This is a genomic window from Pararhizobium sp. O133 (genome assembly GCF_051669845.1).
GTDB lineage: Bacteria > Pseudomonadota > Alphaproteobacteria > Rhizobiales > Rhizobiaceae > Pararhizobium.
On the sequence record NZ_CP196426.1, the window covers coordinates 693,882 to 709,127 of the forward strand.

Consider the following 15,246-nt stretch of genomic DNA (forward strand, 5'->3'; position numbering starts at 1 on the left):
GCAAAACCCTCCTGGAGCGGGTTTTCGTGCGATTCGGCGGCATGGCGGTCTTGTGCAAGTCATATTTCGACATCATATTCGTTTCAGGCATGCTGGAGCCCCGCAGCGGCGCCTGGGTCAAGTGGCTGGCACCTTCAGAGGATGCGCCCTTGCAGCCCGACACCGTAAACGTAACCGGGGCTTATATAGAGGAAACAATGGCTGATCTTAGAAACTACCAAACCCGAGTGTCGCCTGCCGGCGCACAGGCGGGGGCCGTAATCGATGAAGGTCTGCGCACCTATATGCTCAAGGTGTACAACCTGATGGCCCTTGGTCTGGCGATCACCGGTATCGCTGCCTTTGCCGCATTCCAGTTCGCATTTGCCGACGGACAGCTGACGGCGTTCGGTCAGGCGATCTACGTGAGCCCGCTGAAGTGGGTCATCATGCTCGCTCCGCTGGCGCTGGTGTTCTACATGAGCTTCCGCATCAATTCGATGAGCGTATCGGCTGCGCAGACCACATTCTGGGTCTATGCCGGTCTGATGGGTCTGTCGCTGTCGTCGATCTTCCTGGTCTATACCGGCCAGAGCATCACCCAGACGTTCTTCATCACGGCGGCGTCGTTCGGCGCCCTCTCGCTCTTCGGCTACACCACCAAGCGTGACCTGTCGGGCATGGGCTCGTTCCTGATGATGGGTCTGTTCGGCCTGATCATCGCCTCGATCGTCAACATCTTCCTCGGCTCGACCGCGCTGGAATTCGCGATCTCGGTCATCGGCGTTCTGATCTTCGCAGGCCTCACCGCCTACGATACCCAGAAGATCAAGGAAATGTACTATGAAGCAGATAGCACCGAGGCCGCCGGCCGCAAAGCCATCATGGGCGCGCTGACCCTCTATCTCGACTTCATCAACCTGTTCCTGTTCATGCTGCGTTTCCTCGGAAACCGCGAATAGTCCAAACAATCGGTCTGACGGAAAAGGCGGCTTCGGCCGCCTTCAGACTGCTGACAAACCCGTCGATTTTTCTCGGCGGGTTTTCTTGTTTGTGGAGTGCGCGCTCAGGTAGTGTTTGTGCGGCCGGGTAGTGTTATCCGAAGCGGGCCATGGCCTTATCCCCAGGCGGGCTTTGAAGCCTTGGTCATTGCGGTTGCGATCTTTTTGATGTTCTGCGCGGCGGCGGCGAGAAGGCATTGCCATCTGACTTTGATCAGGCCGCGGAAGCGTGCATAACGATGGCCGTGAAGCTGTTTGGCGTCGGCAAAGGAGCGCTCGACCGTCTCCTTTCGCCGCTTGTAAATCGCCTTGCCCCAAGGCGTCTTGCGATGAGCGTCTGTTCGCTCGCGGGCATCTTGCCAGACATGGCGGGTGATGGTGCGCTCTGCTTTGGCGTTAGAGGTGCAGGAGGCAAGCAGCGGGCAGTCACGGCAGAGGGCGGGGTCGGAGCCGTAATGCTTGTAGCCGGTGCGGTCGGTGGTGGCATAGGTCAGCAACTGGCCCTGAGGGCAGCGATAGCCGTCCGTCTCGGGCTCGTAGACGAACTTCGACTTGCGCATCATCCCGGCCTTGGGCGGTGTCGGGTTGCGATAGCCGGTCACTCCGAGGATGTCTCTGTCCTCCAGTCCCTTGGCGATGCCCGACGTGGCATAGCCCGCGTCGAGCCCCACCGCACCGACGTTGAAGTCGAAGCGCGCGCGCTGCCGGTCGAGGCGTTCGAGGTAGACGATGCTGTCATGCACATTGGCAGGTGTCACATGGGTGTCGGTGATGATGGCATGGCGGCCATCCACCGTGCGATGATCCAAGTAAAAGAAGCCCTTGGGCTTGCCGTCGCGCACCATATAGCCGCTGTCCGAGTCGGTGCGGCTGACCTTGGTTTCCTTCACCATAGGCTCGCGCTCTTTTTCCTTCAACGGCTTCTGGCCATGGGCGGCGCGCTCCGCCTCGATTGCCCGGTCGAGATCGGTCCAGTAGTCGGCGCGTGACTTGGCAATCATCTCCAAGTCGTACTTGCCCTTGTTGGCATTGGCCTTCAGATGCGTCGAATCCGTGTACAGCACCGTGCCATCGACCAGGCCGTGCCGGATCGCCTGCTCGACGATCGCATCGAAGATATCCTGCGCCACGTCGGTATCCTTGAAGCGACGGCGGCGGTTCTGCGACAGCGTCGAGGCATCAAAGACCGGGTCGGTCAGCTTCATCCGCAAGAACCACCGATAGGCGACGTTGACTTCGATCTCGCGCACCAACTGCCGCTCCGAGCGTATCCCGAACAGGTAGCCGATGAACAGCGCCTTGAACATGCAGGTCGGATCGAGGGCCGGCCGGCCGTTGTCGGCGCAGTAGTGCCCGGCAACGCGGTCATGGATGAAGGAGAAGTCGATCACCGCATCGATCTTGCGAAGCAGATGATCCTTTGGAACCAGCCCATCGAGCGTCACCATCTCGAGAGCCGTCTGTTCGGGAGCAGGTTTCTTCAACATGTCCCACTGAATCACAAACCCCTGGCTGTGGCCAGAGGTTTGTCAGCAGTCTGAAGGCGGCTTCGGCCGCCTTTTTTGTTGCCTGCATTTGCGCCGGGTTGATCGATTGGCGCCGATGTGGGAGGACGGGTTTGGATCTTTCCAGCCAGGCTTTCTAATGTCCTTCACCCTCCGTGACGCAACCCTTTCCGATATCCCGGCCATAACGGAGATCTACGAAGACTCGGTGCTGAACGGCGTCGCCTCCTATGAGATGACGCCGCCCGGCGAGGCGGAAATGACGGAGCGCTTCTCCACGATCATCGGCAACGGCTATCCCTATATCGCCGCCGTCGATCCAGAGGGTGCATTGCTCGGCTATGCCTACGCCTCGGCCTTTCGCACCCGAACGGCCTATCGGTTCATCGTCGAGGATTCGATCTATCTGGCGCCGGAAGCACGCGGGCAGAGGGTCGGCAAGGCGTTGCTGGCCGAGCTCATCCGTCGCTGCACGGCGCTCGGCTTTCGCCAGATGGTGGCCGTCATTGGCGGCGCGCATCCGGCCTCGGTCGCGGTGCATCGCGCGGCCGGTTTCGAGCATGGGGGATTGATGAAGGGCACCGGCTTCAAGCACGGCCGCTGGCTCGATACGATCATCATGCAACTCGCGCTCGGCGAGGGGACGACGACCGATCCGCAGCCGGATGTCTATCCGGACACGCTCTATCGCAAGTAAGACGGAAAAGACTCAGGTCTCGATGACCTTCAGCATTTTGTCGAACACTTTCAGCACCTGCTGTAGCTCGTGTCCGCGCTTCAGGATCATGCCGTTGGTGTTGATGACGCTGTAGGCACCCTGCTTTGCCGCCAGTTTGGGGTTCTTCTCGATGCGGAACAGCGGCATTTCGCCAGAGCGTTTGAACACCGAAAACACGGCCTTTTCTCGCAGATGGTCCATCGCGTAGTCGCGCCACTCGCCTTCGCCGACCATGCGGCCGTAGACCCTGAGGATCAGGTCGAGTTCCCTGCGATGGAAGGTAACGGGGAGTTGCTCCTGATTGCCGTTGCTGCTGCGATAGTCTTGCAGATGGACAACCACATTGGACGTTTGCTGCCTCTCGGAACGGGTCTCGCCTCGCGGCAAATCCGGCTGATCGGTCATCTGTACTCCGGCCTTGGTTTTGTGACAGGACCGTTACAGTGTGCCTGACCTTTGTCGAAATGCAAGCCGCAAGCGGACGCAGCGCACGCAGACTTTTTACAGCCTGCCGCATTTCAGCCCAAACCGCGCCCCATTTCGAATCGACACTCCCGACCGCCGACCTCAGGGCATCATCCCTTTCGTCGGCCTGCGCGTCTCATCGAACGCCGTTGTTGATTCGATGAGGTCGCAGTGGGAGTGCCTGGCCAATGCGCCTGTTCTGGCGCGGTCACTCCTCATGCCATAGTCGCGGCGACGCCCCGTCGTCGTCGAATATGGCCGGTTCGGTCCGGCATCTTCGAACCCTCAGCCCCAGCCCCTCGATGCTGCCGGGCCGAACCTGAAACCGTGCCTTCAGTTGGCGGCGTTGCCAGCCATGACGGTCGCCGCGCCGAGGATCGGACCGGGTGTCTCGTCGTCCTTCATCTTCTGCAAGAGCACGGCGCAACCGCCATTTTCGCCCTCTTTCAGGATGGAGGCCGGCAATACGAAGCTCGCCGGTTTGCCGTCCCACATGCCGATCGTCTGGATATCGCGAACCGCATGCCAGTAGGAAATCTTACGGCCGCTGTTTTCGCCCTTCTTGACATCGACGAACTGCTGGCGATTGAAATAGACGACCACGACATTGGCCTTGCCGTCGCCTGCGCCGATCTTGATGTCGATCTCGTCCTCACGCACCGCGGCATCGACCGGAACAGCCAAGCCCTTGCCGGCAATATTCATCGCTTCGAGCTTGCCGTTGATGCCCTTCAGGTCGGCGCCGTTGATATGATCGCGGCCGTTGAGCACGGCCTGGGGCGTGTAGACACCGTTGCGGCCCAGCATCTTGGCATAGGCATACTGCCGCGCGGTATTGTCCTTGGTCGCCAGCGTGTCGGCCCAGCCGAGATAGTTCCAGTAATCGACGTGATAGGCGAGCGCCACGACCTTGCCCTCGTCGATCAGCGACTTCAGCGCGGCATCGGCAGGCGGACAGGACGAGCAGCCCTGGCTGGTGAACAGTTCGACCACGCCCTGCTGTTCGCCGGCAGCGACGGGCAGCGCCACGAGGCCAAGGCCAAGGGCAAGCAGGATGCTGCGAACGGGACGTGATCCGGACATCGGAATTTCCATTTCAGTAGGCGGGCGGCTTTGCATTTGATGATCCTACATACGCCGGTCGGACTTCAACAGAAAGTCACGTTGGAGTGAGAAACGCGGCATCGGAAGGACAAGCCATTCATGCAAAAGCCGGGACTTTTTCAAGCCCCGGCTTCATGCTTTTCAATCCCGGATGGATCAGGCGGCGAGGTCGCGCAGAACGGTCTGCAGGATGCCGCCATTGTTCATGTAGGTTACCTCGTCGAGGGTATCGATGCGGCAAAGGATGTTGATTTCCTTCACCGTGCCATCGCCGTAGGTGATCTTGGCGATCTTCCACTCGCGCGGCTTGATGTCGCCTTCGAGACCGTCGATCTCGACGATCTCGTCACCCTTCAGGTTCAGCGAAGCCCAGGTCATGCCCTCTTCGAAGACGAAGGGAACGACGCCCATGCCGACCAGGTTCGAGCGATGGATACGCTCGAAGGACTGGGCGATGACAGCCTTGACGCCGAGCAGGTTGGTGCCCTTGGCAGCCCAGTCGCGCGACGAACCGTTGCCGTATTCGACGCCGGCGAAGATGACCAGCGGCGTGCCCTCGTCCTTGTACATCATGGCCGCGTCGTAGATCGACATCTCTTCCTTCGACGGATAGTGGATGGTGTAGCCACCTTCCTTGCCGTTGGGGCCGAGCATGTGGTTGCGGATGCGGATATTGGCGAAGGTGCCGCGCATCATGACTTCATGATTGCCGCGGCGCGTGCCGTACTGGTTGAAGTCCGCGACCGCGACGCCGTTCTCGGTGAGGTAGGCACCAGCCGGTGAGGCGGCCTTGATCGAACCGGCCGGGGAAATGTGGTCGGTGGTGATCTTGTCGCCGAACAGGCCCAGCACGCGGGCGCCCTTGATGTTCTTCAGGCCCGAGCCGGTCTTGCCCATGCCGACGAAGTAAGGCGGGTTTTGCACATAAGTGGAGTTATTGTCCCACGCATAGGTGTCGCCGTCCGGAATCTGCACGGCCTGCCAGTTTTCATCGCCCTTGAAGACGTCGGCATACTTGCTCTCGAACAATTCGCGGGTGACGTATTTCTGGATGAACTCCTGCACTTCGGCAGAGGTTGGCCAGACGTCCTTGAGAAAGACCGGATTTCCATCGCTACCGATGCCCAGCGGCTCCGTGGTCAGGTCCTTCCGCACCGTGCCGGCGAGCGCATAGGCAACGACGAGCGGCGGCGAAGCGAGGTAGTTGGCCTGGACGTCGGGCGAGATACGGCCTTCGAAGTTGCGGTTGCCCGAAAGCACGCCCGAAACGATGAGGCCCTTGTCGTTGATCGTCTTGGAGATCGGTGCCGGCAGCGGGCCGGAATTGCCGATGCAGGTGGTGCAGCCGAAGCCGACGAGGTTGAAGCCGAGCGCGTCGAGCGAGGTCTGCAGGCCGGACTTGGCGAGATATTCGCCGACGACCTGCGATCCCGGAGCCAGCGACGTCTTTACCCACGGTGCCGACTTCAGTCCCTTGGCAACGGCGTTGCGGGCGAGCAGGCCGGCAGCGATCAGGACGCTCGGATTGGAGGTGTTGGTGCAGGACGTGATGGCAGCAATCGCCACGTCGCCGTGGCCGAGGTCGAAATCGGTGCCTTCGACCGCATAGCGGTTTTCCAGCTGGCCCGGCTTCTTGTACTCGGTGTCCATCGAACCGGCGAAGCCGGAGGCGATGTTTTCCAGCGGGATGCGGCCTTCCGGACGCTTCGGGCCAGCCATCGAGGGCACGACATCGCCCAAGTCGAGTTCCAGCGTATCGGTGAAGACGAGGTCGGAGCCGTCATTATCGCGCCACATGCCCTGCGCCTTCGAATAGGCTTCGACGAGCGCGATGCGGTCCTTGGTGCGGCCGGACATGTTGAGGTAGTTGACGGTTTCGGCATCGACCGGGAAGAAGCCGCAGGTCGCGCCATATTCGGGACCCATATTGCCGATCGTGGCGCGGTCGGCGACCGGCATGTTGTCCATGCCCGGGCCGAAGAATTCGACGAATTTCGAAACGACGCCCTTCTTGCGCAGCATCTGCACGACGGTGAGCACGAGGTCGGTCGCGGTGACGCCTTCCTTCAGCTTGCCGGTCAGCTTGAAGCCGATGACCTCGGGCAGCAGCATGGACACCGGCTGGCCGAGCATCGAGGCTTCCGCTTCGATACCGCCGACGCCCCAGCCGAGAACGCCCAAGCCGTTGATCATCGTGGTGTGCGAATCGGTGCCGACGCAAGTATCGGGATAAGCGACGGTTTCGCCGTCTTCCTCGTTGGTCCAGACGGTCTGGCCGAGATATTCGAAGTTCACCTGGTGACAGATGCCGGTGCCCGGAGGAACGACGCGAAAATTCTTGAAGGCCTGCTGGCCCCATTTCAGGAAGCGGTAGCGCTCGCCGTTGCGCTGGTATTCCAGCTCGACATTGCGGGCAAAGGCGGTCGGCGTGCCGAATTCGTCGACGATGACCGAGTGGTCGATGACGAGGTCGACGGGAACGAGCGGGTTGATCTTTTCCGGATCGCCACCGAGCGACTTGATGCCGTCGCGCATGGCTGCGAGGTCGACGACGGCCGGAACGCCGGTGAAGTCCTGCATCAGGACGCGAGCCGGGCGATAGGCGATTTCAGCCTCGGTCAGGCCCTTGTTGCTGAGCCATGCGGCGACCGACAGGATCTGATCCTTGGTCACGGACACGCCGTCTTCGAAACGCAACAGGTTCTCGAGCAGAACCTTCATCGAGTAGGGCAGCTTCGAGACGCCGGGAAGGCCGTTCGCCTCGGCTTTCGGCAGGCTGAAATAGACATAATCTTTGCCGTTGACCGAAAGCGTCGACCGACAATTGAAACTGTCAAGGGATTTGGACACTGGATACCCCGTTCCGTTTGATCGCCAAAACCTGACGTACGAACGCCCGAAGCGCATGGGATGCGCGATATGGGATGCGGGTACGGCCATTTCCGCTGTCCGTACGTGGATATCATTCCATGTTCGGCGCTAGGATGAAATTCACGCCGACCGCTGGCGTGTTGCGGCGGTTATAGATAATTTCTGGAGATCGTGCCAGACCGGACGCGACCAATTTGATACAATTTTTTTGCATGCGACGAACGTCGTAAAGGGAATGTGAATGCCGATCAGCCTCGTCGTCGAAGGCCTCAGTGCGAAGCGCGGCGAGGACCTGATTTTCAACGATATTTCCTTCGTTCTCACCGCCGGCGAGGCGCTTGTCGTGACCGGTGCGAACGGCTCCGGAAAATCGACCCTGCTGCGGGTTCTGGCGGGGCTTCTGGCCGCCGAATCCGGCACCGTCCGGGTCTCAGGAAGCACTGCGGAAATCGGTCATGCGCGCGAGGCCTGCCATTATCTCGGCCACCGCAATGCGATGAAGCGCGAACTGACCGTCGCCGAAAATCTCTCGTTCTGGAAATCCTTCATGGGTGATTCGGCGGGTGGCACTGGAACCGGTATCGAGGAGGCAACGGAAGCGCTCGGGCTCGGCGGCATTTCGCACCTGCCGTTCGGTTATCTCTCCGCCGGCCAGCAGCGCCGCATGGCCATGGCCAAGCTCCTCGTTTCCTTCCGCCCCATCTGGCTGCTCGACGAGCCGACAGCGGCGCTGGACGCCAATGCCGACCGGCTGTTCGCCGGCCTGGTGAAGCGCCATCTCGGCTCCGGCGGCATCGCCGTGGCAGCGACGCACCAGCCGCTCAGCGTGGAGGCGCGGGAACTGCGGATGACGGGGTTTACGGGTGTTGGGGAGGGCGTGTGGTGATGTCCGTGTTTGCCGCATTCACCCCCCTCTGTCACTTCGTGACATCTCCCCCTCAAGGGGCAGGGCAATCGCATATGGAAAAAGACCCCCTCTGGCCTGTCGGCCATCTCCCCCACAAGGGGGGAGAGACCCAGCCGCCGGCCCTCGTTTCAAACGATGGACGGGGCGGCGGGTTAAGCCCCTCCCCCTTGTGGGGAGGGGTTGGGGAGGGGATTTTTCCATATGCGATTGCCCTGCCCCTTGAGGGGGAGATGTCGGCGTCGCCGACAGAGGGGGGTAAGACTCCCCGGATGCAGAGGACTCAAGCATGACCGCCCTCTTCCTCCGCGATCTCAAACTGTCCGTGCGCGCCGGCGGCGGGGCGTTGATCGGCGTCTTGTTCTTCATGACCGTGGTCGCCGTCGTGCCGTTTGCCGTCGGGCCGGATCTCAATCTCCTGTCGCGGATCGGGCCGGCGATCCTGTGGATCGGCGCGCTGCTTGCCTCGCTGCTGGGGCTCGACCGGCTGTTCCAGGCCGAGCGGGACGACGGGTCGCTCGACCTGATGCTGATGCAGGAGACGCCGCTGGTCCTGACCGTGCTCGTTAAATGCCTAGCGCACTGGACGGCGACGGGGTTGCCGCTGGTGATCGCATCGCCGCTGCTCGGGCTGTTCATGAACATGAGCGAGGTGGCGATCGGTGCGACCGCACTGACTCTGCTGCTCGGTACGCCGGCGATCACCTTCATAGGTGCTGCCGGCGCGGCGGTGGCGGTGACACTGCCGCGCGGCGGACTTCTGGTGTCGATCCTCGTCCTGCCGCTTGCCATCCCCGTCCTGATCTTCGGCGTCAGCGCCGCCTATGCCGCCGTTCAGGATCCGGCCCCATTCCTGCCGCCCGTCCTGATCCTCATAGCCGTCACCCTGTTCTTCGCCGTCATCGGCCCGCTCGCCGCGGCCCTTGCACTCCGGGCCGCGTCGGACTAGGACCAACCGCCATTCAGCCCATGCCGGCCTGCAAATGGCGCTTCTCCGAGCTTCCGGTGCTCACGTACTTTAAGTACGCTCCGCTCCGGTCTCGGAAAATCGCCATTTTCGACTCGGCCTGAGCTGAATGACGATTGGTCCCAAGAATGAATGGGCGGTTCGCATGCATGCGACACGCGGCGCTCTGACGCAAATGTGATAGCCTTCCCTTCATTGAAGAGAAGCGCGCTACACGTTAAAGAACCATCATGAGCGAAAACAGTCTGGCCATCCGCAAGTTCAGCGACCTTGCCAATCCCACCCGGTTCCTGGCCCTGGCAGGGCGTGTGTTGCCGTGGTTTGCCGGGGTGACGGCGCTGCTGTTTGCCATCGGCCTCTATCTCTCCTTCACCACCGAGGGCGATTATCAGCAGGGTGAGACGGTGCGCATCATGTATGTGCACGTACCGTCCGCCTGGCTGTCGATGATGTGCTATTCGGTGATGGCGATCTCGGCGCTCGGTACGCTGGTCTGGCGCCACCCGCTGGCCGATGTTTCCGCCCGTGCCGCCGCCCCGATCGGTGCTGCGTTTACGTTCCTGGCTCTGGTCACCGGTTCGCTCTGGGGCAAGCCGATGTGGGGCACCTGGTGGGTCTGGGATGCGCGGTTGACCTCGGTCTTCGTCCTCTTCCTGATGTATCTCGGGCTGATCGCGCTCAACCGGGCGATCGACGAGCCGGCCAAGGCGTCCAAGGTTTCGGCCGTGCTGATCCTTGTCGGTTTCGTCAATATCCCGATCATCAAGTTTTCCGTCGAGTGGTGGAACACGCTGCACCAGCCGGCCAGCGTCATGCGGCTGGATGGCCCGACGATCGATCCGGAATTTCTGTGGCCACTGCTGATGATGGCGATCGCCTTCACGCTTCTGTTCTTCACCCTGCATATCGCCGCCATGCGCAACGAGATCTGGCGTCGCCGCGTGACCTCGATGCGCCGGCAGGCGGCCCGCACCGCTGGCCGGGAGGCTTGACGCCATGATGACCCATACCGCCTATGTCCTTGCCAGCTACGGCATTGCCGCGGTGACAGTGCTTTCCCTCATCCTCTGGGTGCTGGTCGATGGCCGGTCGCGCCGCCGGGAACTGCAGGCGCTGGAAGCCGCCGGCATTCGCCGCCGCTCGGCTCCAGCAGGAGACGCACAATGAACCTCGAAACGCCGGCCGACCCGGAGCATGGCCGTCCCGGCAAGATGCGGTTTGCCCTTGCTGCCCTGCCGCTCGTCATCTTCGCGGCGCTTGCCGCGATCTTCTGGAGCCAACTCGGTTCTGGCCGCAACATAACCGAAATTCCGTCCGCCCTGATCGGCACCAAAGCGCCGTCTCTGGCCATGCCCGCGCTCGAAGGCGCGACCTTCAATGGGGCGCCGATGCCGGCGCTGACCGACGCTGCCATCAAGGGCAAGCTGACGCTGGTCAATGTCTGGGCCTCCTGGTGCGTGCCCTGCCGCGAGGAGAATCCCCTCATCCTCCAACTGTCCAAGGATCCCCGTCTGACGGTGGTCGGCATCAACTACAAGGACAAGACCGAGAACGCACTGCGCTTCCTCGGCGAACTCGGCAATCCCTTTTCCGCCATCGGCGTCGATCCGCGCGGCAAGGCGGCAATCGACTGGGGCGTCTACGGTATTCCGGAATCCTATCTCGTCGATGCGAGCGGCACCATCGTCTACAAGCGTGTCGGTCCGTTCGACGAACGCAGCCTGAGGGACGGCCTTTACCCGGCGATCGAAAAGGCCATGGCGGTCACCAATTGAGGCTGCGCGGACCGAGGGTCTTGCGCTTGGCCGGAACATGAATGCGGGAATGAGCAAGATGACCCAATCAACCTACGTCTTCACGCCCGAGCCGATCCCGACCATGCCGGTCGCGGGAACGGATGCGCTCTTTCCTGTTCACCGCATCTATTGCGTCGGCCGCAATTTCGCCGACCATGCCATCGAGATGGGGCACGATCCGAACAAGGAGCCGCCGTTCTTCTTCCAGAAGAACCCCGATACGCTGGTGCCTCCGGGCAGCGATTTCCCCTATCCGAGCGAAAGCCGCGATGTGCATCACGAGGTCGAACTGATCGTGGCGCTCGGCAAGGGCGGTATCGATATTCCCGTCGAAAGTGCCCTCGATCATGTCTTCGGTTATGCCGTCGGGCTCGACATGACCCGGCGTGACCTGCAGGCCGAGGCGAAGAAGGCCGGACGGCCGTGGGAAACCGCCAAGGCCTTCGAGGCATCGGCGCCCTGCGGCATTCTGCATCCGGTATCAGAGGTGGGACATCCGGCCGCTGGTGCCATCTGGCTGGAGGTCAATGGAGAACTGCGCCAGAACGGCGATCTCAACCAGATGCTCTGGAAAGTGCCGGAAATGATTGCCTCCTTGTCTCGTCTGTTCGAACTGAAGGCCGGAGACCTGATCTTCTCCGGCACGCCCGCCGGCGTCGGCGCGGTCGTCACGGGGGACGAAATGGTCGGCCATGTGGATGGCGTCGATACGATTACCGTCCGGGTCGCCTGATCAGAGGCCGCCCTGCCAAGTCTTCACCGCGTCCAGCGGATAGACCAGCATCAGCACGTTGAGCGTCAGGTTGTCGCGGATCAGCCAGCCGGTGAAGAGTTCGAAGAAGATGGCGATGACGACGGTAACGGCGACCGGAGCGCGGGCGGCGAAGAAGAAGCCGAGTGCCATGAAGACCGTATCCATCACCGAGTTGAGAATGCTGTCGCCGTAATAGTCGAGCGAGATTGTCGCCGTGCGGTAGCGGTCGATGATAACAGGGGAGTTTTCGAGGATTTCCCAACCGGATTCGATGACGAGCGCTAGGAGCAGCTTGGCCGCCAGCGGCTTGCCGCGCAGCACGAAATGGGCAAGGGCGTAGAACAGGAAGCCGTGGATGATATGCGACGGCGTGTACCAGTCGGCGAGGTGCTGGGAATTGCCCGGACTGTTCACCACCGGCTCGAACAGCTTGATGTAGCCGCAGGTGCAGATCGGCGTGCGGCCGGCCCAATATTCGGCGATGATCTGCGCCAGTACGACGGCGGCGCAGGCGATCAGCCAGATCGTCGTTGCGCGAGGCGCGCGATTTTCCGCCGGGATCAGCGTCGTCACGCGGGCGTGTCCTGTTCCAGCGAATGTTTCATGATCACCGGCATCTGCGACAGCGTGAACAGGATGGTGATCGGCATGGTGCCCCAGACCTTGAAGGCGACCCAGAAATCGGTCGAGAAATTGCGCCAGACCACTTCGTTGAGCACCGCCAGGAACAGGAAGAAAATCCCCCAGCGGAGGGTGAGCTTGCGCCAGCCGTCTTCATCGAGCTTGAAGGCCGTGTGGAAGACATAGCCGAGCAGCGATTTTCCGAACAGCAGGCCGCCGAGCAGGATGACGCCGAACAGCGTGTTGATGATCGTCGGCTTGATCTTGATGAACGTGTCGTTCTGCAAATAGAGCGTGAAGGCGCCCATCACGAAGACGACGACGCCGGAGATCAGCGGCATCATCGGCAGGGTGCGGGTAAGGATCCAGGAGGCGGTCAGCGCGATCGCGGTTGCTGCCATGAACAGGCCGGTGGCGATGAAGATCGGGCCGCCGAGTTCGGTCAGCGCCGGAAAATGCTGGCCCAGCCATTCGCCGCGCGAATTGGCGAAGAAGAAGACCACCAGAGGGCCGAGTTCCAGCGCCATCTTGAGCAGCGGGCTGATTTCCTTGCGCGGCTTGACCGCCTCGATCGATGACATTCTGTCGTTCCTAAAGTGCCTGCTCGGTGGGGCTGTCTGAGTGTTTGCCCCGTATGCGGGATTGCTTCTCTCGCCGTCATCCTCGGGCTTGACCCGAGGATCCATCCGCGTTTCGGCATTTGATCGTTCAATGTTCAGTTCGGTGTCGGGATCCTCGGGTCAAGCCCGAGGATGACGGAGTTCCGAGCAACCTATAACATCAGCAAAACGGCAAAACTACGGGGTCAATGGGCAATGCCGGCAATCGCTTCGGCGAAGTCCTTGGCCTCGAACGGTTCGAGATCGTCGACGCCCTCGCCTACGCCGATGAAATAGACCGGCAGCTTGTGCTTGGCCGAGATCGCGACGAGAATACCGCCGCGCGCGGTGCCGTCGAGCTTGGTCATGATCAGGCCGTTGACGCCGGCGACGTTACGGAAGATCTCCACCTGGTTCAGCGCGTTCTGGCCAGTCGTGGCATCCAGCGTCTGCAGCACGGTGTGCGGCGCATCCGGATCGAGCTTGCCGAGCACGCGGACGATCTTTTCCAGTTCCGCCATCAGCTCCGTGCGGTTCTGCAGACGGCCGGCGGTGTCGATGATCAGCACGTCGGCCTTCTTCAGCTTCGCCTGCTCGAAGGCCTCATAGGCGAGACCCGCCGCATCGGCGCCGAGCTTGGAGGAGACGATGTCGGATTTCGTCCGCTCGGCCCAGATCTTCAGTTGCTCGATCGCTGCCGCGCGAAACGTGTCGCCGGCGGCGAGCATGACCTTGAGGCCGGCGCCCGACAGCTTCGCCGCGAGCTTGCCGATCGTCGTCGTCTTGCCGGTGCCGTTGACGCCGACGACGAGGATGACATGCGGTTTGTGGGACAGATCGAGCTGCAAGGGCTTGGCGACCGGCGCCAGCACCTTGGTGATCTCGGTCGCCATGATCCGGGTGACGTCCTCGCCCGTCACATCCTTGCCATAGCGCTCGGAGGCCAGCGTATCGGTGACGCGCAGGGCCGTCTCGACGCCGAGATCGGCCTGGATCAGCAGGTCTTCCAGATCCTGCAGCGTCTCGTCATCCAGCTTGCGCTTGGTGAAGAGCGCGGTGATCTGGCCGGTCAGCTGCGAGGAGGTGCGCGACAGTCCCTGCCGCAGGCGCTGGAACCAGGTGAGCTTTTGCTTCGGTGCTTCAGCTGCAGGCTCGGCGACGGCGCGGCCGGTGGCGAAGCCTTTGGGGAGGGCGATTTCGGCGGCGGTCTTTGCCGGGAGCTCTTCATCGGCTTCCGCGAATGGGGCTGGCTTACCCCCCTCTGCCCTGTCGGGCATCTCCCCCTCAAGGGGGGAGATTGGCTGTGGCGCGCTCTCGTCGAGATTGCTGACTGTCGGGAGTGCCGAAAGCTCACCCCCCTCTGTCGGCTCCGCCGACATCTCCCCCACAGGGGGGGAGATCAGATCCGGAGCTACGTCCGCCGTCTCAATCGACAGTTCCTCTTCAGAAGAAGGTTCGGCAATCTCCTTCTGATCTCCCCCCCTGTGGGGGAGATGTCCCAACGGGACAGAGGGGGGTATGGAGCTGTCGGCAAGCGCAGAAGTCTCGATCGCCTCAGACGTTTCATTTTCGGCAGCAGCTTCCGCCTCCAGCAGCGACAGCGGTACCAGACCGATATCGCCGATCTCTTCAACGGCGGGCAGGATGGCGGCGGTGTCGTCCACGCTGTCGGCGGCTTCCGTCTCGAATTCCAACGTGTCGGCCGTATCGGCGACGGGGCCGCCGGCGGTTTCCATTTCCTGCGACAGGACCGGGTCGGTGGCGAGGGGGAGGTCCTCGGTGCGCGAATGCGGCTCGAGTTCGGCTTCGATCGCCCGGGACTCAGCCGGGGTGAAGACCGCTTCGGCATCATCCATCACGGTATCGGCCGCTGGGGTCGCGGCGGGCGCGTCTTCCACCGGCTTGTCCTTGCCGAAGGTGAAGACCTTTTTCAGAAAGCTCAGCGCCATTGGGTATCCGTGA

15 protein-coding genes are annotated in these 15,246 nt (G+C 61.9%); 8 read left to right on the plus strand and 7 right to left on the minus strand.

Annotated elements, in window-relative coordinates; translation table 11 throughout:
* Positions 1-197 precede the first annotated feature (197 nt).
* Entirely contained in the window at positions 198-941 is a 744-nt protein-coding gene (locus ACST81_RS03240) for a Bax inhibitor-1/YccA family protein (protein ID WP_438751400.1), read from the plus strand.
* Between the two features lie 155 nt (positions 942-1,096).
* Here ACST81_RS03240 and ACST81_RS03245 read toward each other — a convergent pair whose 3' ends face one another.
* Positions 1,097-2,467 carry an IS1182 family transposase gene (locus ACST81_RS03245; protein ID WP_438751402.1) on the minus strand — a complete coding sequence of 457 codons (1,371 nt, stop codon included), beginning with the start codon at positions 2,465-2,467 and terminating at the stop codon, positions 1,097-1,099.
* Positions 2,468-2,624: 157 nt separating this feature from the next.
* On the opposite strand from ACST81_RS03245, the gene ACST81_RS03250 reads away from it, so the two are divergent.
* Positions 2,625-3,182: a GNAT family N-acetyltransferase gene (locus ACST81_RS03250; RefSeq protein ID WP_438751404.1), complete on the plus strand. Its 558-nt coding sequence runs from the start codon at positions 2,625-2,627 to the stop codon at positions 3,180-3,182.
* A gap of 12 nt (positions 3,183-3,194) precedes the next feature.
* Here ACST81_RS03250 and ACST81_RS03255 read toward each other — a convergent pair whose 3' ends face one another.
* From ACST81_RS03255 to acnA, 3 genes are all read right to left on the minus strand, one after another.
* Positions 3,195-3,608: a DUF2794 domain-containing protein gene (locus ACST81_RS03255; protein WP_438751406.1), complete on the minus strand. Its 414-nt coding sequence runs from the start codon at positions 3,606-3,608 to the stop codon at positions 3,195-3,197.
* Positions 3,609-4,001: 393 nt separating this feature from the next.
* Positions 4,002-4,751 carry a DUF1223 domain-containing protein gene (locus ACST81_RS03260; RefSeq protein WP_438751407.1) on the minus strand — a complete coding sequence of 250 codons (750 nt, stop codon included), beginning with the start codon at positions 4,749-4,751 and terminating at the stop codon, positions 4,002-4,004.
* Positions 4,752-4,928: 177 nt separating this feature from the next.
* Positions 4,929-7,622 (minus strand): aconitate hydratase AcnA, encoded by a 2,694-nt coding sequence (gene acnA, locus ACST81_RS03265; RefSeq protein WP_438751408.1) that lies wholly within the window; start codon positions 7,620-7,622, stop codon positions 4,929-4,931.
* Between the two features lie 268 nt (positions 7,623-7,890).
* Between acnA and ccmA the strand changes: the two genes are divergently transcribed.
* The 6 genes from ccmA to ACST81_RS03295 all read left to right on the plus strand — a co-directional run bounded on the left by ccmA (position 7,891) and on the right by ACST81_RS03295 (position 12,043).
* Entirely contained in the window at positions 7,891-8,529 is a 639-nt protein-coding gene (ccmA, locus tag ACST81_RS03270; RefSeq protein ID WP_438753357.1) for a heme ABC exporter ATP-binding protein CcmA, read from the plus strand.
* Between the two features lie 307 nt (positions 8,530-8,836).
* Complete coding sequence (gene ccmB / locus ACST81_RS03275) at positions 8,837-9,496, plus strand: heme exporter protein CcmB (protein ID WP_438751409.1); 660 nt, start codon at positions 8,837-8,839, stop codon at positions 9,494-9,496.
* A gap of 248 nt (positions 9,497-9,744) precedes the next feature.
* Positions 9,745-10,506 carry a heme ABC transporter permease gene (locus ACST81_RS03280; protein WP_438751410.1) on the plus strand — a complete coding sequence of 254 codons (762 nt, stop codon included), beginning with the start codon at positions 9,745-9,747 and terminating at the stop codon, positions 10,504-10,506.
* 4 nt (positions 10,507-10,510) lie between these two features.
* A complete protein-coding gene (gene ccmD / locus ACST81_RS03285) occupies positions 10,511-10,681 on the plus strand; it encodes a heme exporter protein CcmD (RefSeq protein ID WP_438751411.1) in 171 nt (56 codons plus the stop codon).
* On the plus strand, positions 10,678-11,289 hold the full coding sequence (locus ACST81_RS03290) for a DsbE family thiol:disulfide interchange protein (protein WP_438751413.1): 612 nt from the start codon (positions 10,678-10,680) through the stop codon (positions 11,287-11,289). Before ccmD ends, ACST81_RS03290 begins: the two co-directional genes overlap by 4 nt.
* A gap of 58 nt (positions 11,290-11,347) precedes the next feature.
* The gene (locus tag ACST81_RS03295) at positions 11,348-12,043 is read left to right on the plus strand and encodes a fumarylacetoacetate hydrolase family protein (protein WP_438751414.1); all 696 of its coding nucleotides are present in this window, start codon (positions 11,348-11,350) and stop codon (positions 12,041-12,043) included.
* Here the strand turns inward: ACST81_RS03295 and ACST81_RS03300 are convergent, their stop codons facing one another.
* The 3 genes from ACST81_RS03300 to ftsY all read right to left on the minus strand — a co-directional run bounded on the left by ACST81_RS03300 (position 12,044) and on the right by ftsY (position 15,233).
* Complete coding sequence (locus tag ACST81_RS03300; protein WP_438753358.1) at positions 12,044-12,628, minus strand: DUF2585 domain-containing protein; 585 nt, start codon at positions 12,626-12,628, stop codon at positions 12,044-12,046. It lies immediately after the preceding gene.
* A gap of 5 nt (positions 12,629-12,633) precedes the next feature.
* Positions 12,634-13,266, minus strand: a complete 633-nt coding sequence (locus ACST81_RS03305) for a septation protein A (RefSeq protein WP_438751416.1) — start codon at positions 13,264-13,266, stop codon at positions 12,634-12,636.
* A 224-nt stretch (positions 13,267-13,490) separates the two neighbouring features.
* Positions 13,491-15,233: a signal recognition particle-docking protein FtsY gene (gene ftsY, locus ACST81_RS03310; RefSeq protein ID WP_438751418.1), complete on the minus strand. Its 1,743-nt coding sequence runs from the start codon at positions 15,231-15,233 to the stop codon at positions 13,491-13,493.
* Between the last annotated feature and the right edge of the window lie 13 nt (positions 15,234-15,246).

Bases quoted from the DNA above. Each gene is read 5' to 3' on its own strand.
- ACST81_RS03295 (WP_438751414.1), top strand. From the start codon at position 11,348: ATGACCCAATCAACCTACGTCTTCACGCCCGAGCCGATCCCGACCATG.
- ACST81_RS03290 (WP_438751413.1), top strand. From the start codon at position 10,678: ATGAACCTCGAAACGCCGGCCGACCCGGAGCATGGCCGTCCCGGCAAG.
- ACST81_RS03250 (WP_438751404.1), top strand. From the start codon at position 2,625: ATGTCCTTCACCCTCCGTGACGCAACCCTTTCCGATATCCCGGCCATA.
- ACST81_RS03305 (WP_438751416.1), bottom strand. From the start codon at position 13,266: ATGTCATCGATCGAGGCGGTCAAGCCGCGCAAGGAAATCAGCCCGCTG.
- ACST81_RS03260 (WP_438751407.1), bottom strand. From the start codon at position 4,751: ATGTCCGGATCACGTCCCGTTCGCAGCATCCTGCTTGCCCTTGGCCTT.
- ccmD (WP_438751411.1), top strand. From the start codon at position 10,511: ATGATGACCCATACCGCCTATGTCCTTGCCAGCTACGGCATTGCCGCG.
- ccmB (WP_438751409.1), top strand. From the start codon at position 8,837: ATGACCGCCCTCTTCCTCCGCGATCTCAAACTGTCCGTGCGCGCCGGC.
- ACST81_RS03280 (WP_438751410.1), top strand. From the start codon at position 9,745: ATGAGCGAAAACAGTCTGGCCATCCGCAAGTTCAGCGACCTTGCCAAT.
- ACST81_RS03245 (WP_438751402.1), bottom strand. From the start codon at position 2,467: ATGTTGAAGAAACCTGCTCCCGAACAGACGGCTCTCGAGATGGTGACG.
- ACST81_RS03240 (WP_438751400.1), top strand. From the start codon at position 198: ATGGCTGATCTTAGAAACTACCAAACCCGAGTGTCGCCTGCCGGCGCA.
- ACST81_RS03255 (WP_438751406.1), bottom strand. From the start codon at position 3,608: ATGACCGATCAGCCGGATTTGCCGCGAGGCGAGACCCGTTCCGAGAGG.
- ftsY (WP_438751418.1), bottom strand. From the start codon at position 15,233: ATGGCGCTGAGCTTTCTGAAAAAGGTCTTCACCTTCGGCAAGGACAAG.